This window comes from Streptomyces sp. NPDC005774 (genome assembly GCF_042871645.1).
Taxonomy (GTDB): Bacteria; Actinomycetota; Actinomycetes; order Streptomycetales; family Streptomycetaceae; genus Streptomyces; species Streptomyces pratens.
Window position 1 is genome coordinate 1 of the sequence record NZ_JBIAIV010000031.1, and the last position, 18,306, is coordinate 18,306.

Genomic DNA, 18,306 nt, shown 5'->3' on the forward strand with positions numbered 1-18,306 from the left:
AGCCGCCTGGATCAACAAGCCGGCACCGGACGGCCCACTGATCCCGGCACAACGTTAGAACGATCTACCTGCCTTGATCGCTTTGACAGGTTCCGGTTTGACGGGCCGGGTGCCGGGTGCCGGGTGCCGGAGACGGGTCCCGCTCCGACGCGCGTGCTCCGGCCTCAACGCCGCAGCAGCACCCGCCGCGTGGCGCGCGCCAGCCGCACCACGGGCCGACGTGACCGCGGCACCGGCCCGGACCGCTCGAGCCACCACTCCCGCAACTCCCGCAAGGTCACCTGCTCGTCCTGCCGCTCCCGCTGCCCGGAAGCGAGCAGAAACTGCTCGACGAAGTCCAGGGCGTCCTGCCGGTAACCCCCGGTCATCGGCCACTTCTGCGCATGGGCGAGGAAGGCCGCCCGGTACCGCCGGCCGAGCATCACCGGCAACTCGGGCGCCACCTTGGCGACGACATCCGCCCGCTTCGCGGCGAGCGCCCGCGCCTGCACGGCCATCCGCACCCGGTCGAACCCCTCGGGCACGGGCGTCCCGGCGACCAGCGAGGACAGCACCGCCGCCTGGGCGAGCGCGACCCGCTGCCGCGCGGGCTCGCAGGAGCCGGATTCCCTCACGGAGCCGGAGTGGGAAGGGGAGCCGGAGCTTTTCGCCTGTGCCGTGCTCCGCGCGGCCGCACCCTTCTCCACCGCCTCCCGAATGGACGTCAGCTCCCGCTCCAGCTCGCCCGGTTCGGGGAAGTTCTCGTCCCGTTCCAGGAGCACGCCGGGAGGGGAGACCCGGGAGGCGAGGTCGGTGAGGATGTCCAGTACCGGCCGGGGCACGGGGTGGGCGTGGCTGTCGTGCCAGACACCGTCCCGCTCGACGCCGCCCGCGACATGGACGTACGCGATGGCCTCCAGGGGAAGTTCGGCGAGCGCCTTCGCCGGGTCCTCACCGCGGTTGACGTGGTTGGTGTGCAGATTGGCCACGTCGATGAGCAGCCGTACGCCGGTGCGGTCGGCCAGGTCGTACAGGAACTGGCCCTCGGACATCTCTTCACCGGGCCAGGAGAACAGCGCCGCGATGTTCTCCACGGCGAGCGGTACGGGCAGGGCGTCCTGGGCGATCCGGACGTTCTCGCACAGCACGTCGAGCGCGTCCCTGGTACGCGGCACCGGCAGCAGGTGACCGGCCTCGAGCCGGGGGGAGGCGCTGAGCGGCCCACCCGCCCGCACGAACGCGATGTGCTCGGTGACCAGCGGCGACCGGAGCGCCGTGGCCCGCTCGGCGAGCGCCTCCAGCCGTCCCGCGTCCGGTCGCTCGGCCCCGCCGAGTCCGAGCGCGACCCCGTGCGGTACGACGGTCACCCCGCGGTCGCGCAGCCGCAGCAGCGACTGGGGGACATGCCCGGGACACACGTTCTCGGCCACCACCTCGACCCAGTCGATCCCCGGCATCCGCTCGATGTCCCTGGCGATCTCCGGCCGCCACCCGATCCCCGTCCCGAGTCGCTCCATGCCCCTGTCCCCCTTCTCGACCGGCCACCCCGTCGGCCCCCGTCGGCCCCCGTCGGGCGTCCGACGGGACGTGACAGGGGTATGGCCCCGAAGCCCACGCCCGAACCGTGCCACGGTCACCTTCAGAGCAACATTTGAGCTTCCGGGAAGAAGCCGCCGGACGGATTTCGGAGAGTACGAGCGGCGGTCGGCTCGGTCGCACGACTCGAAGTGCACCGAGGAGACCAGCGACGGGCTCGGGCGCCTGACCATGCCCGTCCGCATCATGTGGGGCGTGGAGGACCAGTGGCAGTCCCTCCACTGCGCGAAGCGGCTCAGCGACCGTATGCCCGGTGCCGAGTTCGTCGTCCCCGGGGCCGGCCACTTCCTCATGGAAGACGCCCGAACGTGTCGTCCCCGGCATCGGCGACTTCCCCACCGCCCCGTCCCGGTGTCCGCACGCCGGTGACGCCCCGGCGTGATCGTCTCTTCGGGCACCCCTAGCGATGGTCGTACAGGGGAAGGCCGGGCGCGAAGTGGGTCACGGCGGCCGTCAGCCGCCCCTGGTCGAGGCGCCACCCGGACACCGGCCGGGAGGTCATCGCGACATCGGCCGGAACCGGCACGAGATGCTCCAGGACGGCACGGGCCTTCGGGCCGTCGCCGGGCAGGGCCGGAGCGCCCTCCCGTCGGACGACCCCGACGTGGAGCAGGGAGGAGCGGCCCGTGGCCTGCCGCCAGAGCACCACGCCGGTGGTGTCGCCCCAGGGCACATGGGCGGTGGAGGCCCCGTACCGGGCGGGGTTTTTGCCGAGCAGCACACCCGTCTCGTCCACCCGGAACGCGACCTTGCCACTCAGCGCCACGTACGCCATGAACAGCCCGCCCACGCCGAAGAGCGGCGGACCCAGGACGCGCGTGTACAGAGGCATGTCGGAGAACAGCAGGAGCGTGGTGAAGACGGCGCAGACGGCCACGACTCCCGTGGTCCTGAGGTCCCAGCCGTAACGCGCCCGGTATATGGGTGAGGTGGTATCGGCCGTGGCCGAATCATGACAGTGCCCGTCTCCCGGAAAGGGGCCGGGGGCGGCGCCCCCGGCCGTCTCGGCCGGCCCACCGGGCAGGGCCGCCCGCTCAGGTGGGCTCCGGGAGCCGGCCCAGGTGCTTGGTGACGCGCTCGCGCAGCAGGAGGTACTCCTCCCAGCGGCGTGGCAGGGGTCCCGACGGACGCTCGACGACACGGGTGGCCGTGACGGTCTGTCCGCGCTGGAACTGCTCGCGGGTCAGGTCGAGTTCCACGCCGCTGGACAGGCGGTTCCACCAGTGGAAGCCGCGCTGGGCCCCCTCGAGGTACACCTCGCCGACCATGAGGTCGCCGCCGAAGACATCGTTGACGATCAGGGCCGTGATGTCACATTGTCCGCAGGCCGGGTTGGCCGGCTGCCAGTCGGCCATGTCGTCGGGCGAACAGGTGTCGGCGGCCCAGCTCGCCCGCAGGGCTCTGTCGAGATCGAGTAAGTTCCACGGAATCATGTCGGCAGCATCGCAGGCACCGCTGACACCGCAGTCACCGCTGACACCGGGCACGGGCGTCAGCGGAGGGCCGGGTGGTCCGCCACCACCGTGCTGGAGCCCGGGGCGATCTCCGTGAAGCCCGCGTCGCGGACCAGGGGGAGACCGCTGGTGACCAGGGCGGCCCAGTGGGACGGGACGGCGGGACGGACGGAGAGGGGGAAGCCGGCGTCGCGCCAAGCGGTGCGGTCCTTGTCGGACAGCTTCCACCAGGCCAGTTGGGCCGCGTGGCCCGCCTGAGCCATGGTTTTGCCGGCCGACATGTCGAGGTCGGGGTTCAACCAGAGGGCGGGGGCCGTGGGATCGGCCGGGGGCGGGGGTTCCGGGTCGTCCAGGTCGGTGCCGGAGACCTGGAGGCGGGCCAGGTCCTTGGGCCAGCCGTCCAGTGGGACGGGCGGGAAGACACGGACCTCCGCCGATGTGCCGGTGACCGTGATGCCGGGCAGGGCCTCCGCGCGGCGCCACTCCGCGCCGCGGGCCCTGCGCACCACCTTGCGGATGCGGGCGTCCTGCCAGTCGCGCATCACCCGCGCCCACTCGCCCTCGCCCACCGACCGCTCGTCCGACAGGATCGTCAGCACCGCGCGGGCCGCCGTCTCCAGCGCGTCCGTGCGGGCCGGGGGCACCGACTTCTCGATGCGCGCCACCAGGGGCAGCACGAACTGGGGGGCCTCGTCGCGGGCGCCGGGCTCGGAGCGGAAGGGGCTCGCGGCGGCGGATGTCCGGTCAGAGGTCTGATCGTTGTTCATCCCGGCAGTCTGCCAAGCCGTGCCGCGCTTACGTCAGCCCGAGCAGGCCGTGCGCTGTGCCTCCTGCCACTCACAGGCCGGACACATGGTGATCCCCTTGTGCGACTCCGGATACTCCGTGGGCTCCCGGCACAGCACGCACTCCGCGTACGGAGGTCCCTCGGCCCTGGGCGGCCTGGCCGTGTCGATCAGGCAGTAGTCCGTGTCGGTCCCGGTGTCGGTGTCGGTCATGCCTCCAGGGTAGGACCGTGTCCGGCGGAGTGCCGGGGCCCGGTTCCGTCAGCCCGGCAGCGGTGCCGTCGGCACGGTCGCGATCAGGTCGGAGACCTTCGTGAAGCGGTAGCCCTGGCGGCGCAGCTTCGGGACGATCGTCCGTACCGCGCGCTCGGTCGCCGGGGCCGCGCTGCGGGTGCAGTGCAGGACGACGACGGAACCCGGGCGCACTCCGTCCAGGACCTGCCGGGCCACCGCGTCGGCGTCCGTGGCGAAGGCGTCACCGCCGACCACGTCCCACTGCACGGCGGTGACACCGGCCGGGACGAGTGCCTTCAGCGCCTCGCGGTCGTAGCAGCCGCCGGGGAAGCGGAAGTACGGCATCGGGTGCGCCACCCCCACCTTGCGGAAGGCCGTGTATGCCCGTTCCACGTCCGCGCGCATCCGGTCCCGGCCGACGGTCGGCAGGCCGTAGCAGTCGTCCGTGAACGCGTAGTGGCTGTACGAGTGGTTGGCGACCTCGAAGAGCGGGTCCCGGCCGATGGAACGGGCCTGGCCCGGGTACTCCTCGGCCCAGCGCCCCGTTATGAACACGGTGGACGGCACCTTCAGTGCGCGCAGGGTGGCGATCAGCCGGGGATGGTCGAAGCGCTCGCCCGCCGCCGCACGCGGGCCCTGGTCGGCGGTCATGTCGGCGTCGAAGGTGAGGGCCACGGTCTTCCCGGCGCTTCGGGGGGCGTTCTCGAAGACCGGGGTCAGACCGGCCGGTCCCGGGGCCAGGGTGGGCAGGCGCGGGGCCGGTGTCGTGGGGGTGACGGAGGGGGTGGGGCGTGGCCGCTGCGGGGAGTGGGGGGCGGCGCAGGCGGCGAGCGCGAGGGTGAGGGCGCAGACGGCTGCTGCTCGGCGTACCGATGTGATCACTGTATGAAGATATGGGTGGTCTCGTGGCGTTCATCCGTGTTCGCGGGTGGGTGCGGTGCGGTGCCACCCGCGTGGCGGAGTCCTGGTGTGGCGCTTTCCCGCCCTCCGCTTGCGGCATGGGACGCGCGAGGCTAACGTGCAACCAAATGGTTGTAGATGGGTTGACCGACGAGACCGTGGACCGGCTGTTCCACGCCCTGGCCGACGCGACGCGTCGCGACATACTCCGTCGTTGTGTGCGGGGTGAGCTGTCCGTGTCACGTCTGGCCGAGGCGTACCCGATGAGCTTCGCCGCGGTGCAGAAACACGTCACGGTGCTGGAGCGGGCCGGTCTGGTCACCAAGCAGCGCCGCGGCCGGGAGCAGCTCGTGCGTACCGACCGCGACGCGGTGGGCAGGGCCCGCCAGGCCCTCGACGAGCTGGAGACGGCATGGAGGGCGCGCGTGGACCGGATGTCCGGTCTGCTGGCGGACGATGCCGGAACCGACGCCGGGTCCGGCGACAAGGAAACGACGGAAGGACAGGACCGATGACTGTCACGAACGTGGACAAGGATCTCGACCGGCTGACCCTCACCGTGATCGCGGACTTCGCCGCACCGATCGAGAGGGTGTGGCAGCTGTGGGCCGACCCGCGGCAGCTGGAGCGCTGGTGGGGGCCGCCGACCTACCCGGCGACCGTGGAGGAGCACGACCTCACCCCGGGCGGGGAGGTCACGTACTTCATGACCGGCCCGGAGGGCGAGAAGTTCGGCGGCTGGTGGCGGATCGCGACGGTCACGCCGCCCACCGCCCTCGAATTCACCGACGGCTTCTCCGGCCCGGACGGCAAACCGAACCCCGAGATGCCGACCACGATGGTGCGGATGACGCTCAGCGAGCGCGAGGGCGAGGGCGGGACCAGGATGGAACTGCGCTCGGTCTTCGACACCCGGGAGCAGATGGAGCAGCTGGCCGAGATGGGCATGGTCGAGGGGCTGCGGCAGTCGATCGGACAGATGGACGACCTGCTGGTGGCCGCCTGAGCCGCGTACGGACCGCCGGGCCGGCCGGGACACCCTGCTCCGGCCGGCCCCGTACCGTTACCGCCGCCAGGGCCCCGTGACCGCGAACGTCGTCCCGGGGTCGTAGCAGTTGACGTACATCGTCCGGCCGTCGGGGGAGAACGCGACCCCGGCGAATTCGCCGAAGTCCGGGCCCTCGGCAGTGCCCCGGTTCTGCCGGTTGCGGGCCACCTCGTACACCTCGCCGCGTCGGGTGACACCGTAGACGTGCTGCGCGCCGCCGCCGTCCTCGCAGACCATCAGGCCGCCGCTGGGGGCGAGGCAGATGTTGTCCGGTGACTCGCCGGGAAGCTGTACGTCGGTGTCCGGACCGAAGGCGATCACCAGCGTCAGCCGGCGCCGGTCCGGGTCGTAGCGCCAGATCTGCCCGTAGTGGTCACCGGCCGAACCCTCCGCGCTGCGGGCGAAGGACGACACGAAGTACGCCGACCGCCCGCCCCAGTAGCAGCCCTCCAGCTTCTGCGCGTGCGTGACGCCGCCGGTGCCGAAGTCCTGGAAACGGATGGGCGTCCCGGCGGCCAGCGGGTCCGGTACGTCCACCCACTCGATGCCGTCGAACCGGGCGCCCGTCTCCTGGACCGAGGACAGGTCCGGCACCCCGGGCACCCGCATCGCCTGGAGTCGGCCGCCCGCGCGCAGCGAGCCGGTGCCGCCCAGCGGTTTGTCGGGCAGGAACCGGTAGAAGAGGCCGAAGGGCCGTTCGAAGGCGTCCTCCGTCTCGTAGACGACGCCCCGTTTCGGGTCGACCGCGATCGCCTCGTGCTGGAAGCGGCCCATCGCGGTCAGCGGTACGGCGCCCGTGCGGCGCGGATCGGCGCCGTCGACCTCGAAGATGAAACCGTGGTCCTTGGTGTAGCCGTTGGTGCCCGCCTTGTCCTCGGTCTCCTCGCAGGTCAGCCAGGTGCCCCAAGGAGTCGGGCCGCCCGCGCAGTTGACGGCCGTACCGGCGATCGCGACCCGCTCCGAGCGTACCCGGCCGCGGGAGTCCAGGGTCAGCGACGTACAGCCGCCCTTGCCCTCCGGGTCGTAGGTCAGGCCCTTGACCACCGGGACCGGGATTCTGCCGTTGGCGCGGTTCTCGTGATTGCGGACCAGATGGACGCGGCCCTGCCCGCCCGCGAAGGCGGCCATGCCGTCATGGTTGGAGGGGACGGGACCCTCACCGGAGCGCAGTGCGTCGCCCTCGCGCGACAGCACCCGGTAGCGGAAACCTTTCGGCAGGTCGAGCAGCCCGTCGGGGTCGGGGACGAGGGGGCCGTAGTCGTGATGACCGAGGTGCTGCGCGGCGGCGGCAGCGGGGGTGAAGAGCTCGGAGAGGGCGCCGGAGAACGCGATGCCGATACCCAGAGCGCCGGAACGGGCGAGTAACTGGCGTCGTGTCGAGGACAGGGATCCGGTGTCGGACCCTGTTTCCGGCATGCCTGCTTCTGACATGGGGGAACCTTCCTGCTGGCGGACAGGAACTGTGGTCCCGCCGTGTCTATCACCTGCCGTGAGTCACGGGAACCACGCGCGGAGCACGTGTCACGCGTCTGTCCGTGGGCGGTCTCGCGTCACGGGCCCGGGGTCAGGTCGGGGGCCGGGGCCGGTATCGGGTTTCGTGTCCGTGTCCGTGGCCAGGCGCCCGAAGTCCGGGACCGGGCGATCGGTTTCCGGGGGACGGCTCCCGTCCTTGTCCCCGTCCACATTTCCGGCGGGGCCCCCGTCCCGGTCGGCCGACGGTCCGGGTTCCTCGAGAACGCGTTCCTGCTGTGCCGGTGGCTGGGCGGCCCGCTCCAGGAAGCGCAGCAGCTCGACGGGGAAGGGCAGTACCAGGGTGGAGTTCTTCTCGGCCGCGACCGCCACAATGGTCTGGAGCAGCCGCAGTTGCAGAGCGGAGGGCGTGTCCGCCATCTGCTGCGCCGCCTCGGCGAGCTTCTTCGACGCCTGGAATTCGGCGTCGGCGTTGATGACCCGGGCGCGGCGCTCGCGGTCGGCCTCCGCCTGGCGGGCCATGGACCGCTTCATGGTGTCGGGCAGTGAGACGTCCTTGATCTCGACCCGGTCGATCTGCACGCCCCAGCCGACCGCCGGGCTGTCGATCATCAGCTCCAGGCCCTGGTTCAGCATCTCCCGGTTGGACAGCAGGTCGTCGAGGTCGCTCTTGCCGATGATCGAACGCAGCGAGGTCTGAGCCATCTGGGAGACCGCGAACCGGTAGTCCTCGACGTTGATGAGCGCCGCGGCCGCGTCGACGACCTTGAAATACACCACCGCGTCCACCCGCACCGTCACGTTGTCCCGGGTGATGCCCTCCTGCGCGGGCACCGGCATCGTGACGATCTGCAGATTGACCTTGTGCAACCGCTCCACGAACGGAACGATCATGGTGAACCCGGGCTGACGCTCCTTGCGGTGCAGCCGGCCGAGGCGGAAGACCACTCCCCTCTCGTACTGCTTGACGACCCGCGCCGCCGCGGTGAGATAGACGACGCCCGCGGCACCGGTGGCGACGGCCGCGGTGAGCAGTTCCTCGACCATGACGACCTCCCGTCAGAGGTCTGCTTCACATGCTTACGGTCACTCCTGTCACGATATGCCCGCCGCCCCGGCCGGGGCCATGGGTGAGGCCATGCGGCCGGCAGGGAGGAAGTGGCTACGGTGTCCCCGTGAGTCGGCCCGCGTCCCGGGCCAGGGCGGTGAGGCGGGAGATGGCCCGGAAATACTTCTTCCGGTAGCCGCCCTCCAGCATCTCCTCGCTGAACAGCTGGTCGAACGGCAGTCCCGAGGCGAGTACGGGCACCTCGCGGTCGTAGAGGCGGTCGGCGAGGACGACGAGACGCAGTGCCGTCGACTGGTCCGGTACCGGCCGGACGTCGGTGAGGCACACGGCGGCGAGTCCGTCGGTCAGGGCGCCGTACCGGCTGGGGTGCACCTTCGCGAGGTGGTCCAGCAGGTCCGCGAAGCCGTCCAGGGAGGCGCCCTCGGTGGCGTACGCCGTCTTGGACACCAGCTCGTCGGTGTACGGCGGCGGTGCCTTCGGCAGGCCGCGGTGGCGGTAGTCCTCGCCGTCGATGCGCAGGGCGCGGAAGTGGGCCGACAGGCCCTGGATCTCGCGCAGGAAGTCGGCCGAGGCGAACCGGCCCTCGCCGAGCTTGCCCGGCAGTGTGTTGGAGGTGGCGGCGAGTGCGACGCCGGCCTCGACCAGCCTGCCGAGCAGGCTGGAGACGAGCACGGTGTCGCCGGGGTCGTCCAGCTCGAACTCGTCGATGCACAGGAGCCGGTGGCCGGAGAGGGTCCGCACCGTCTGCTGGAAGCCGAGGGCGCCGACCAGGTTGGTCAGCTCCACGAAGGTGCCGAACGCCTTCAGCGCGGGCTCGGCCGGGGTGGTGTGCCAGAGGGAGGCCAGCAGGTGGGTCTTCCCGACGCCGTACCCGCCGTCGAGGTAGACGCCGCGGGGGCCGGCCGGGGCGGGCTTCGCCGCCTTGCCGAAGCCGAACAGCCTGCGCTTGCCGGAACCGCCGGCCCCGGGTTCGCCGAGACCCGCCGCGAAGCCTTCGAGGGCGCGCACGGCCTCGGTCTGGCTGGGCTGGTTCGGGTCCGGTATGTACGTGCCGAAGCGGACCGCGTCGAACCGCGGCGGCGGCACCATCTCGGCGACGAGCCGGTCCGCGGGGACATACGGCTCACGGGCGCACAGGGACAGCGGGGCCGCTTCGGCCGTGGCACCGGGCCGGGAGGCGGGGGAGGAGGACGACACGCTTACTCATACTACGGGGCGTGGAACACTGCACGTCATGCGACGCCTGTTCCCTGTGACCGACGAAACAGCAGCTCCCGGCGGGAGGTCCGGTACCTCCGGAGGCGGCCGTGGTGGCCGTGGTGGCCCTGAAAGCGGTGGAGGCGAGGACGGAAACGGCCGGGAGTGGAGTCTGGCCGAGTTGGCGGCCGCGTACGCCTACCCGGAGGCGGAGGCGGAGGCGGAGGCAGGGGTAGAGGCAGGCTCGGGGCCAGGCGAGGGCCGGGTGCCGTGGCTGCGGGCCAACATGGTGTCCACGCTCGACGGTGCCGCCCAGCACGAAGGCCGCTCGCAGCCCATCTCCTGCCCCGCCGACATGCGGATCTTCGGCACGCTGCGGGCGCTGGCGGACGTCGTGCTCGTCGGTGCGGAAACGGTTCGGCAGGAGGGCTACCGGCCGGCACGCGCGCGTGCCGGGTTCGCGGCGGCGCGGGAGTCGGCCGGGCAGGGGCCGGCCGCGGCGATCGCGGTCGTGTCCGCGAGCCTGGACCTGGACTTCTCCCTGCCGCTGTTCACCTCCCCGCTGGTGCCCACCCTGATCCTGACCGGCTCCGCCGCGCCCCCGGCCAGGGTCGCGGCAGCCGAGGCGGCCGGGGCCCGGGTCGTGACCGCCGGGGAGGGAGCGGGTGTGGACCCGGGGCGTGCGGTCCGGGCCCTCGCGGAGCGGGGGTACACCCGGCTGCTGACCGAGGGCGGCCCGCGACTGCTGGGACAGCTGGTGGCGGCCGGGGTGCTGGACGAACTCTGCCTGACCGTCGCCCCGATGCTCACCGCGGGTGACGCTCAGCGCATCGCCGGGGGGCCCTCTGTGACACTTCCGCGGCGTTTCACGCTGAAGTCGATGCTGGAGGAGGACGGCTTTCTCTTCACGCGGTACGCACGGTCCTGACCCCGGTGTGGCCGGAGGGGGCCGGGCGTGGCCGGAAGTGGTCGGGCCACGTGACCGGAAATATACGGAAACGGGTTCGATGGTTACCGCTGGTCCGGTAATCGGCGGAATGTTCCGTTCCGCTTGATGTCGCGAGGGGCAGACTGAATTCGGCAGTGCCCGTGCGAACACGGGGCAGGATGGTTTCCGCAGGGCCTGGCTCGGCCCACGGGGAAGAGGGCCCGTGGCCCTCCGAGGAGAAGGGGCGCCTGGTGTTCACAAGCGTACTGATGATCGAGAAGGCCCTGACGTCCGCCGACGTGGACTTCGTCACCACCTTGCACGGCGACGAGCAGGTCACCTTCCAGGTGCTGCTCCAGCCGCGCGGAGAGCAGGCGGACCGGCTGCTGCGGGCCATCGACGACGTGGCCCTCGGCGAGCTCGACGACGCCGTCCGCGAGGGGGAGACCCCCGAGGGCGAGGAGGCCAAGACCGTGGGGGAGCGGGCCCTGGAGGTCTCCCTGCAGGCCCTGCACGCCGCCGGCCACGAGGCCGAGGGCCGGCTGATCGAGGACCACCCGCTGGACGCGCTGAGAACGATGGTCCAGGAGGCCGGGGCCGACGAGGTGATCGTGCTCACCGATCCGCACTACGTGGAGGAGTTCTTCCACCGTGACTGGGCCTCCCGGGCCCGGCACAAGGTGGGAGTCCCGGTGCTGAAACTGTTCTCGCACAGCAAGACATAGGCTGGGGCTGCGCCTTCGCACGAGGGCGCGGGGACCCTCGTCCCGCTCGTCGCACCACTTGTAGGACCCGCACCACTCGTACGATCCGCACCACTCGTCACCACTGGGGAGAAACACGCATGGCACCCGGCCTTCCTACCGCCATGGACCGACCGCACTTCATCGGCATCGGCGGCGCCGGGATGTCGGGCATCGCGAAAATCCTCGCGCAGCGCGGCGCCAAGGTGGCCGGCAGCGATGCCAAGGAGTCCGCCACCGCCGAGGCGCTGCGCGCGCTGGGTGCCACCGTGCACATCGGGCACGCCGCCGGTCACCTGGCCGACGACGCGAGCTGTGTGGTCGTGTCGTCGGCGATCCGCGAGGACAACCCGGAGCTGGTCCGCGCGGCCGAACTGGGCGTGCCCGTGGTCCACCGCTCCGACGCGCTGGCCGCCCTCATGGAGGGCCTGCGCCCGATCGCGGTGGCCGGCACCCACGGCAAGACCACGACCACCTCGATGCTGGCCGTCTCCCTGACCGAGCTGGGACGACGGCCGTCGTACGCCATCGGCGGCGACCTGGACGTGCCGGGTTCCAACGCGCTGCACGGCGACGGCGAGATCTTCGTCGCCGAGGCGGACGAGTCCGACCGCAGCTTTCACAAGTACGCGCCCGAGGTGGCGATCATCCTCAATGTGGAGCTGGACCACCACGCCAACTACGCGTCCATGGAGGAGATCCACGAATCCTTCGAGACGTTCGTCGGCCGGGTCGTACCCGGCGGCACGCTGGTGATCTCGTCGGACCACGAGGGTGCGCGGGAGCTGACCCGGCGCCTGCGCGACGCGGCGGGCTCCGCCGATGTCGCCGGTTCCGTGCGGACGGTGACGTACGGGGAGTCGCCGGACGCCGACGTGCGGGTGACGTCGGTCGTCCCGCAGGGCCTGAAGAGCGAGGTGACCGCCGAGTTCGAGGGCACCCCGCTCACCTTCACGGTGTCCGTCCCGGGCCGCCACTACGCGCACAACGCCGTGGCCGCGCTCGCCGCGGGCGCCGCACTCGGCATCCCGGCCACCGAACTGGCCCCGGCGCTGGCCGCGTACACCGGCGTGAACCGGCGCCTCCAGCTCAAGGGCGAGGCGGCGGGCGTCCAGGTCATCGACTCCTACGCGCACCACCCGACCGAGATGACCGCCGACCTGGAGGCGATGCGCGGCGCCGCGGGCGACGCCCGCATCCTGGTCGTCTTCCAGCCGCACCTTTTTTCCCGCACCCGGGAGCTGGGCAAGGAGATGGGCGAGGCCCTGGCCCTGGCCGACTCCTCGGTCGTCCTCGACATCTACCCGGCCCGCGAGGACCCGATCCCCGGCGTCACCAGCGAGCTGATCATCGACGCGGCGCGGGCGGCCGGCGCGGACGTGACGCCGGTGCACGACAGGACGGAGATCCCGGAGGCCGTCGCGGGAATGGCGAAGCCCGGTGATCTGGTTCTCACCATGGGAGCGGGCGACGTCACCGACCTCGGCCCGCTGATCCTGGACCGTCTGTCGAAGTAGCGGCGTCGACGCGGGAGCGCCGACGCAGGAACGTCGACGCAGGAACGTCGAAGACGTAAAGAGAAGCGGCAAGAAGAAGTGGAAAGGCTGGAGGCTCATGTCGTACGACGTGGAGAAGCCGGACGAGCAGTGGCGCGCGGAACTGTCGCCGTCCGAGTACGCCGTGCTGCGCCAGGCGGCCACGGAGCCGGCCTTCACCGGTGAGTACACCGACACCAAGGCCGAGGGCGTGTATGCGTGCCGCGCCTGCGGTGCCGAACTGTTCACCTCGAAGACCAAGTTCGAGTCGCACTGCGGCTGGCCCTCGTTCTACGACCCGCGGGACTCCGAAGCGGTCGAACTGATCCAGGACCGGTCGCACGGCATGGTGCGCACCGAGGTGCGCTGTTCCCGCTGCGGCTCACATCTCGGACACGTGTTCGATGGTGAGGGGTATGCGACGCCCACGGACCAGCGGTACTGCATCAACAGCATCTCGCTGAAGCTGCGGTCCGCCGAGGGCTGATCCGCACACCGCGCCGATACCGAAGGGCCGCCGGGGATTCGTCGTCCGCGGCGGCCCTTCGGCGTCTCCGTGCGTCCGTGTCTCCGTGCGTCCATAGGTCCGTAGGTCCGTAGGTCCGTGCGGGATACCGCCCGCCCCACCGGCCGGTGGGGCGTCGTGGTGTCCTCAACGGTTCGTGACGCCCTGCCCGTTGAGCGGGAGCCGTACGGTGAAGACCGTCGGTCCCGGCCCGCCGGTGCTCGGCTCGATGTCGCCGCCGTGCGCCCTGACCAGGGATCTGGCGACCGCGAGGCCGAGGCCGCTGCCGCCCCGGTCACGGCTGCGGGCCTTGTCGACCCGGTAGGACCGGTCGAACACCCGCTCCCGGTCCTCGGCCGGGATGCCGGGCCCGCCGTCGGCGACCCGTATCCGCGCGGCGGCGCCGGCGTCGGTCACGGTCACGGACACGTCGACGCGGGTGCCGGGCGGGCGGCGGACTCCGGGCCCGCGGTGCGCCGCAGCACCGTCCGCAGCCGTGCCATCAGTTCCTCCACGGCGAACGGCTTGATCAGGTAGTCGTCCCCGCCCCGGGTCAGCCCCGCCGCCCGGTCGGCGACCCCGTCACGGGCGGTGAGGAACACCACCGGCAGCATCGCCCGGGAGCCGCGCAGCCGGTCCAGCACGTCGAAGCCGTCGACATCGGGCAGCATCACGTCGAGCACCACGATGTCCGGCCGGAACGCGGCGGCTCGACGCAGCGCCTCCTCACCGGAGTGGGCGGTGACGGTCTCCCAGCCCTCGTACCGGGCAACGGTCGCCACCAGGTCGGCTACCGGTGGATCGTCGTCCACGACGAGCAGCCGCACTTTCTCCACCCGCCCATACTGAGGTATCCGGCCCCGGAGGTGTTTCGAACAGCGGGTTCACGTGAGGTTTCCCGTGGTGGGCGCGGGGCAGGCGGCGGCGTGGGGCGACCCAGTCGGGCGGCCGGGGCGGCCCGTCCGGCGGCCGGCCGTGCCGCAGACGAGGGGCACGGAGGCAGGGGAGGCGCGGACAACCCGTTCTCCGGGCGATGTCGGAGGTGCCGTCTAAACTCGACCGGCGGCAGACCCCGCGGCCGTCTCGGCCAGAAGTTTCCAGCCACCCGAAGGGCATCCGGCGTCTTGATACGGATCGAATCAGTCACGAAGCGCTATCCGGACGGCACGGTGGCGGTCGACCGGCTCTCCCTGGAGATTCCCGACCGCTCGATCACCGTCCTCGTCGGACCGTCGGGCTGCGGCAAGACGACCACCCTGCGCATGATCAACCGCATGGTCGAACCCACCGAGGGAACGATCCTGCTCGACGGTGCGGACATCCAGCGGCAGCCGGTCACCACCCTGCGCCGGTCCATGGGATACGTCATCCAGAACGCCGGACTGTTCCAGCACCGCACCATCGTCGACAACATCGCCACCGTGCCCCGCATGCTCGGCTGGGGCAAACAGCGGGCCCGGGAACGGGCGGCGGAGCTGATGGAGCGGGTGGGCCTCGACACCGCCATGGCCAAGCGGTACCCGTACCAGCTCTCCGGCGGCCAGCAGCAGCGCGTCGGGGTGGCGCGGGCGCTGGCCGCGGACCCGCCGGTGCTGCTGATGGACGAGCCGTTCTCGGCCGTCGACCCGGTGGTCCGCAAGGGCCTCCAGGACGAACTCCTGCGGATCCAGGAGGAGCTGGGCAAAACCATCGTCTTCGTCACGCACGACATCGACGAGGCGGTCAAACTCGGCACGATGGTCGCCGTCCTGCGCGAGGGCGGCCGGCTCGCCCAGTACGCGCCGCCCGCCGAGCTGCTCTCCGACCCCGCGGACGCGTTCGTCGAGGACTTCCTCGGCGCCGACCGGGGCATCCGGCGGCTCTCCTTCCTCACCACCACCGCACTGGAACTGGCCACCGACACCGTGATCCCGCCGGACGCCACCGCCGAGCGGATCGGCGCGGCCGACGCCGCCCACCTCCTGGTGACCGACGACGAGGGACGCCCGCTCGGCTGGTCCGAGCCGCGCCGGCTGACCGCCGGAGACATCCGGCCCGACCAGCTCCTGCCGTACGGGCGCCCGTTCGTGCCCGGGGTGGACTCGCTGCGGGTCGCACTCGACTGCGCCGTACTCTCCCCGACCGGCTGGGCCGTCGCCGTGGACGACGCCGGCCGGGTGCGGGGAGTCGTCTCCCAGCAGACCATCGGCGACGCCATCCGCACGGCGCACCGAGGCGGCCGCGCCGACGACGAGAAGGTCGCCGGATGAGCGGCCTCTTCGACATCCCCAGCGACCTCCAGCACAGCTGGGCCGGCCTGATCGGACTGCACCTGAGGGAGGCGCTGATCCCGGTCGCGGCCGGGCTGCTGCTCGCGCTGCCCATCGCCCAGCTGTGCGGCCGCTTCCGCTGGCTGTACCCGCCGGTGCTCGGCCTGACGACCGTGCTGTACGCCATCCCGTCACTGGCGTTCTTCGTCGTCCTCATCGACTACACCGGCCAGACCGAACTCACCGTGATGATCCCGCTGGCCCTGTACAGCCTGGTGGTGCTGATCCCGGCGATCGTCGACGGCGTGCGCTCGGTACCGGACGAGACCCTGGCCGCCGCCACCGCCATGGGCTTCGGCCCCGTACGGCGCTACACCCAGGTGCAGTTGCCGATCGCCGCGCCCGCCATCATCGCCGGCCTGCGGGTCGCCACCGCGTCCAGCATCTCCCTGGTCAGCGTCGGCGCCCTGATCGGCAACCAGGGTGCCCTCGGCAACCTGCTCGCGGCCGCGCAGAAGTACGACCGGCCCGAGCTCGCGGTCAACGCCGTGCTCACCATGGCCGTACTGGCGATCCTGTGCGACGTCCTGCTGGTCCTGCTCCGGGTCCTGCTCACGCCCTGGATGCCACGCGGTACACAGTCCGGGACCAGGTCCACCGTGGGTCCGGGGCGGTTCGAAGAAGCCGAGGTCGAGGCCCTGTGAACATCTTCGACTTCGCCCACGCGTTCTTCGGCGACAGCGCCAACTGGCAGGGCTACGACGGCATTCCGCAACGCTTCCTCGAACACCTCCAGTACTCGCTGCTGGCGCTCGCCGTCGCCGCCGCGATCGGCCTGCCCGTCGGCCTGCTGACCGGGCACACCGGCCGCGGCGGGAACGCGCTCGCCTTCATCGCCAACGCCGCCCGCGCCCTGCCCAGTTTCGGCCTGCTGGTGCTGGTGGTCCTGCTGATCGGCTTCGGCCTGCTGCCCGTGATGATCCCGCTGGTCGTCCTGGCCGTCCCGCCGATCCTGGTGACCACCTACGAGGCCGTCCGCACCGTGGACCCCTCCCCGGTGGACGCGGCACGCGGCATGGGCATGCCCGAGTCGCGGATCCTCTTCCAGGTCGAGGTGCCGGTGGCGCTACCGCTCATCCTCAGCGGACTGCGCTCGGCGGCCATCCAGATCGTGTCCACGGCCACCATCGCCGCGTACGTCAGTCTCGGCGGCCTCGGCCGGTACATCATCGACGGGCTCTACCAGCGCGACTACGAGAAGGTGGTCGGCGGCGCCACCCTGGTGGCGGTCCTGGCGCTCGTCACGCTCGTGCTGTTCTGGGCGGCGGGACGATTCGTGGTGTCACCCGGGGTGCGCAGGCGATAGCAGCGGAAGGGCCGAGGGAAGAACCCCGCGCACGGCCCGCCGAGTGACAACCGTGATCCAGCCGCGCTTGACGGAGAGTGAAGCGGCTGGATTGGATCGGTGGATGACTTCTACCGCTAGGGTCTTTCGTTTGGATCAGGCCGGATCAGGCACCGGGCCCCGCGAGCCCGGCCCGATCCAAACGAGAGGCCCCAAGAACAGCTGGTCCAGGACGAGGCACACCGGTGCGGCGGCCGTCGCGCTCGCCGCCGCGACGGCCCTGCTCGCGGGCTGTTCGTCCGGCGACACCTCCGACAACCCCCTGGAGGGGGAGAAGGCGGAAGCCGGCACCGTCGTCGTCGGTTCCAACAATTTCGCCGAGAGCACCCTGCTCGCCGACATCTACGGCGAAGCACTCAGGGCCAAGGGCCTCAAGGTCACCTACAAGCACAACATCGGCAGCCGGGAGACGACCTACGGTCTGATGAAGAACGGCTCCATCACTGTTCTGCCCGAGTACAACGGCTCCCTGCTCGCCTACCTCGACCCCGGGACCGAGCAGGAGTCCCCCGAGGCCGTCAATACCGCAGTCAAGGCCAAGCTCGACAAGAAGCTGACGCTGCTGGACCCGTCGCCGGCCGAGGACAAGGACTCCGTCAGCGTCAACGCCGAGACGGCGAAGAAGTACAAGCTCACCGCGTCGTCCACCCTCGCCGACCTCAAGGACGTCGCACCGGAGCTGGTGATCGGCGGCTCGCCCGAGTTCCAGACCCGGCGCCAGGGACTGGAGGGCCTGAAGTCCGTCTACGGACTGGAATTCAAGTCGTTCAAGGCGCTGGACGCGGGCGGTCCGCTGACCCAGGCGGCGCTCACTCAGAACGAGGTGCAGGCGGCGGACATCTTCACCACGGACCCGACGATCGTGAAGGAGAAGTTCGTCGTCCTCGGGGACCCGGAGAACCTCTTCGGTTTCGCCAACGTGACCCCGCTGGTCCACAAGGACGCTCTCTCCCCGGAGGGTGTCGACGCGCTCAACAAGGTCTCCGCCAAGCTGGACACCGAGACCCTGCTCGACCTGGACGCCCAGGTCCAGCTGGACAAGAAGGACCCGCTGGACGTGGCGAAGGCCTGGCTGGAGTCGGCCGGACTGGTCTGACGGTTCGTCCCCCGGACGCCCCGTCAGTCGGGAGTCCCTCCGGCGTAACGATTCTTCCCCGAGGGGGTGGGGCGCGGCCCGCGGTGGGCCGCGCCCCACCTGCGTTCCTCCCG

The 18,306-nt window shown here is 71.3% G+C and carries 19 protein-coding genes and 2 pseudogenes; 10 read left to right on the forward strand and 11 right to left on the reverse strand.

All coding sequences use genetic code 11. From position 1 onward, the window contains the following. Window positions 1-164: 164 nt before the first annotated feature. The 6 genes from ACFYQA_RS25025 to ACFYQA_RS25050 form a co-directional block, all read right to left on the reverse strand. Window positions 165-1,496 (reverse strand): DUF692 domain-containing protein, encoded by a 1,332-nt coding sequence (locus tag ACFYQA_RS25025; RefSeq protein WP_388921903.1) that lies wholly within the window; start codon window positions 1,494-1,496, stop codon window positions 165-167. A gap of 479 nt (window positions 1,497-1,975) precedes the next feature. After that, window positions 1,976-2,452, reverse strand: a complete 477-nt coding sequence (locus ACFYQA_RS25030) for a hypothetical protein (protein ID WP_388921906.1) — start codon at window positions 2,450-2,452, stop codon at window positions 1,976-1,978. A 157-nt stretch (window positions 2,453-2,609) separates the two neighbouring features. Beyond that, window positions 2,610-3,008, reverse strand: coding sequence for a hypothetical protein (locus tag ACFYQA_RS25035; RefSeq protein ID WP_388921909.1), 399 nt, complete (start codon window positions 3,006-3,008; stop codon window positions 2,610-2,612). A 59-nt stretch (window positions 3,009-3,067) separates the two neighbouring features. Then, entirely contained in the window at window positions 3,068-3,796 is a 729-nt protein-coding gene (locus ACFYQA_RS25040; RefSeq protein WP_388921912.1) for a peptidyl-tRNA hydrolase, read from the reverse strand. A gap of 33 nt (window positions 3,797-3,829) precedes the next feature. Continuing rightward, window positions 3,830-4,027 carry a hypothetical protein gene (locus tag ACFYQA_RS25045; protein ID WP_388921915.1) on the reverse strand — a complete coding sequence of 66 codons (198 nt, stop codon included), beginning with the start codon at window positions 4,025-4,027 and terminating at the stop codon, window positions 3,830-3,832. Window positions 4,028-4,075: 48 nt separating this feature from the next. Beyond that, window positions 4,076-4,930 (reverse strand): polysaccharide deacetylase family protein, encoded by an 855-nt coding sequence (locus ACFYQA_RS25050; RefSeq protein ID WP_388921918.1) that lies wholly within the window; start codon window positions 4,928-4,930, stop codon window positions 4,076-4,078. 146 nt (window positions 4,931-5,076) lie between these two features. Between ACFYQA_RS25050 and ACFYQA_RS25055 the strand changes: the two genes are divergently transcribed. Both ACFYQA_RS25055 and ACFYQA_RS25060 read left to right on the forward strand, forming a co-directional pair. Then, window positions 5,077-5,463: an ArsR/SmtB family transcription factor gene (locus ACFYQA_RS25055; protein WP_388921921.1), complete on the forward strand. Its 387-nt coding sequence runs from the start codon at window positions 5,077-5,079 to the stop codon at window positions 5,461-5,463. Beyond that, a complete protein-coding gene (locus ACFYQA_RS25060; RefSeq protein WP_388921924.1) occupies window positions 5,460-5,954 on the forward strand; it encodes an SRPBCC domain-containing protein in 495 nt (164 codons plus the stop codon). Before ACFYQA_RS25055 ends, ACFYQA_RS25060 begins: the two co-directional genes overlap by 4 nt. Before the next feature lie 57 nt (window positions 5,955-6,011). On the opposite strand, the gene ACFYQA_RS25065 is transcribed toward ACFYQA_RS25060, so the two are convergent. The 3 genes from ACFYQA_RS25065 to zapE all read right to left on the reverse strand — a co-directional run bounded on the left by ACFYQA_RS25065 (window position 6,012) and on the right by zapE (window position 9,732). Beyond that, entirely contained in the window at window positions 6,012-7,412 is a 1,401-nt protein-coding gene (locus ACFYQA_RS25065) for an alkaline phosphatase PhoX (RefSeq protein ID WP_388921927.1), read from the reverse strand. 105 nt (window positions 7,413-7,517) lie between these two features. Then, on the reverse strand, window positions 7,518-8,513 hold the full coding sequence (locus ACFYQA_RS25070; protein WP_388921931.1) for a slipin family protein: 996 nt from the start codon (window positions 8,511-8,513) through the stop codon (window positions 7,518-7,520). A 115-nt stretch (window positions 8,514-8,628) separates the two neighbouring features. Beyond that, window positions 8,629-9,732, reverse strand: coding sequence for a cell division protein ZapE (gene zapE, locus ACFYQA_RS25075; protein ID WP_388921934.1), 1,104 nt, complete (start codon window positions 9,730-9,732; stop codon window positions 8,629-8,631). A gap of 37 nt (window positions 9,733-9,769) precedes the next feature. Here zapE and ACFYQA_RS25080 point away from each other — a divergent pair, with 37 nt between their 5' ends. The 4 genes from ACFYQA_RS25080 to msrB all read left to right on the forward strand — a co-directional run bounded on the left by ACFYQA_RS25080 (window position 9,770) and on the right by msrB (window position 13,425). Further along, window positions 9,770-10,660 carry a pyrimidine reductase family protein gene (locus ACFYQA_RS25080; RefSeq protein ID WP_388921937.1) on the forward strand — a complete coding sequence of 297 codons (891 nt, stop codon included), beginning with the start codon at window positions 9,770-9,772 and terminating at the stop codon, window positions 10,658-10,660. 251 nt (window positions 10,661-10,911) lie between these two features. Continuing rightward, complete coding sequence (locus ACFYQA_RS25085) at window positions 10,912-11,385, forward strand: indole-3-glycerol phosphate synthase (RefSeq protein ID WP_388921940.1); 474 nt, start codon at window positions 10,912-10,914, stop codon at window positions 11,383-11,385. 119 nt (window positions 11,386-11,504) lie between these two features. Then, window positions 11,505-12,920, forward strand: coding sequence for a UDP-N-acetylmuramate--L-alanine ligase (gene murC, locus ACFYQA_RS25090; protein WP_388921943.1), 1,416 nt, complete (start codon window positions 11,505-11,507; stop codon window positions 12,918-12,920). A 97-nt stretch (window positions 12,921-13,017) separates the two neighbouring features. Continuing rightward, window positions 13,018-13,425 (forward strand): peptide-methionine (R)-S-oxide reductase MsrB, encoded by a 408-nt coding sequence (gene msrB, locus ACFYQA_RS25095; RefSeq protein WP_388921945.1) that lies wholly within the window; start codon window positions 13,018-13,020, stop codon window positions 13,423-13,425. A 165-nt stretch (window positions 13,426-13,590) separates the two neighbouring features. Here msrB and ACFYQA_RS25100 read toward each other — a convergent pair. Then, window positions 13,591-13,902 (reverse strand): annotated as a pseudogene (locus ACFYQA_RS25100) (sensor histidine kinase); the annotation flags it as partial. Window positions 13,903-13,904: 2 nt separating this feature from the next. Further along, window positions 13,905-14,279, reverse strand: a pseudogene (locus tag ACFYQA_RS25105) (response regulator); the annotation flags it as partial. A 288-nt stretch (window positions 14,280-14,567) separates the two neighbouring features. Between ACFYQA_RS25105 and ACFYQA_RS25110 the strand changes: the two are divergent. The 4 genes from ACFYQA_RS25110 to ACFYQA_RS25125 all read left to right on the forward strand — a co-directional run bounded on the left by ACFYQA_RS25110 (window position 14,568) and on the right by ACFYQA_RS25125 (window position 18,193). Continuing rightward, window positions 14,568-15,692 carry an ABC transporter ATP-binding protein gene (locus ACFYQA_RS25110; RefSeq protein ID WP_386392477.1) on the forward strand — a complete coding sequence of 375 codons (1,125 nt, stop codon included), beginning with the start codon at window positions 14,568-14,570 and terminating at the stop codon, window positions 15,690-15,692. Continuing rightward, window positions 15,689-16,396 carry an ABC transporter permease gene (locus ACFYQA_RS25115; RefSeq protein WP_388921948.1) on the forward strand — a complete coding sequence of 236 codons (708 nt, stop codon included), beginning with the start codon at window positions 15,689-15,691 and terminating at the stop codon, window positions 16,394-16,396. The genes ACFYQA_RS25110 and ACFYQA_RS25115 overlap by 4 nt, the downstream gene beginning before the upstream one ends. After that, window positions 16,393-17,058 carry an ABC transporter permease gene (locus ACFYQA_RS25120; protein ID WP_388921951.1) on the forward strand — a complete coding sequence of 222 codons (666 nt, stop codon included), beginning with the start codon at window positions 16,393-16,395 and terminating at the stop codon, window positions 17,056-17,058. Before ACFYQA_RS25115 ends, ACFYQA_RS25120 begins: the two co-directional genes overlap by 4 nt. Window positions 17,059-17,188: 130 nt before the next feature. Next, window positions 17,189-18,193, forward strand: a complete 1,005-nt coding sequence (locus ACFYQA_RS25125) for an ABC transporter substrate-binding protein (RefSeq protein ID WP_388921955.1) — start codon at window positions 17,189-17,191, stop codon at window positions 18,191-18,193. Window positions 18,194-18,306 lie beyond the last annotated feature (113 nt).

What these genes read in the sequence shown, in the direction of transcription:
- ACFYQA_RS25035 (WP_388921909.1), bottom strand. Translation starts at nt 3,008, where the DNA reads ATGATTCCGTGGAACTTACTCGATCTCGACAGAGCCCTGCGGGCGAGC.
- ACFYQA_RS25040 (WP_388921912.1), bottom strand. Translation starts at nt 3,796, where the DNA reads ATGAACAACGATCAGACCTCTGACCGGACATCCGCCGCCGCGAGCCCC.
- ACFYQA_RS25055 (WP_388921921.1), top strand. Translation starts at nt 5,077, where the DNA reads ATGGTTGTAGATGGGTTGACCGACGAGACCGTGGACCGGCTGTTCCAC.
- ACFYQA_RS25115 (WP_388921948.1), top strand. Translation starts at nt 15,689, where the DNA reads ATGAGCGGCCTCTTCGACATCCCCAGCGACCTCCAGCACAGCTGGGCC.
- ACFYQA_RS25080 (WP_388921937.1), top strand. Translation starts at nt 9,770, where the DNA reads ATGCGACGCCTGTTCCCTGTGACCGACGAAACAGCAGCTCCCGGCGGG.
- msrB (WP_388921945.1), top strand. Translation starts at nt 13,018, where the DNA reads ATGTCGTACGACGTGGAGAAGCCGGACGAGCAGTGGCGCGCGGAACTG.
- ACFYQA_RS25060 (WP_388921924.1), top strand. Translation starts at nt 5,460, where the DNA reads ATGACTGTCACGAACGTGGACAAGGATCTCGACCGGCTGACCCTCACC.
- ACFYQA_RS25070 (WP_388921931.1), bottom strand. Translation starts at nt 8,513, where the DNA reads ATGGTCGAGGAACTGCTCACCGCGGCCGTCGCCACCGGTGCCGCGGGC.
- ACFYQA_RS25025 (WP_388921903.1), bottom strand. Translation starts at nt 1,496, where the DNA reads ATGGAGCGACTCGGGACGGGGATCGGGTGGCGGCCGGAGATCGCCAGG.
- ACFYQA_RS25045 (WP_388921915.1), bottom strand. Translation starts at nt 4,027, where the DNA reads ATGACCGACACCGACACCGGGACCGACACGGACTACTGCCTGATCGAC.
- ACFYQA_RS25065 (WP_388921927.1), bottom strand. Translation starts at nt 7,412, where the DNA reads ATGCCGGAAACAGGGTCCGACACCGGATCCCTGTCCTCGACACGACGC.
- murC (WP_388921943.1), top strand. Translation starts at nt 11,505, where the DNA reads ATGGCACCCGGCCTTCCTACCGCCATGGACCGACCGCACTTCATCGGC.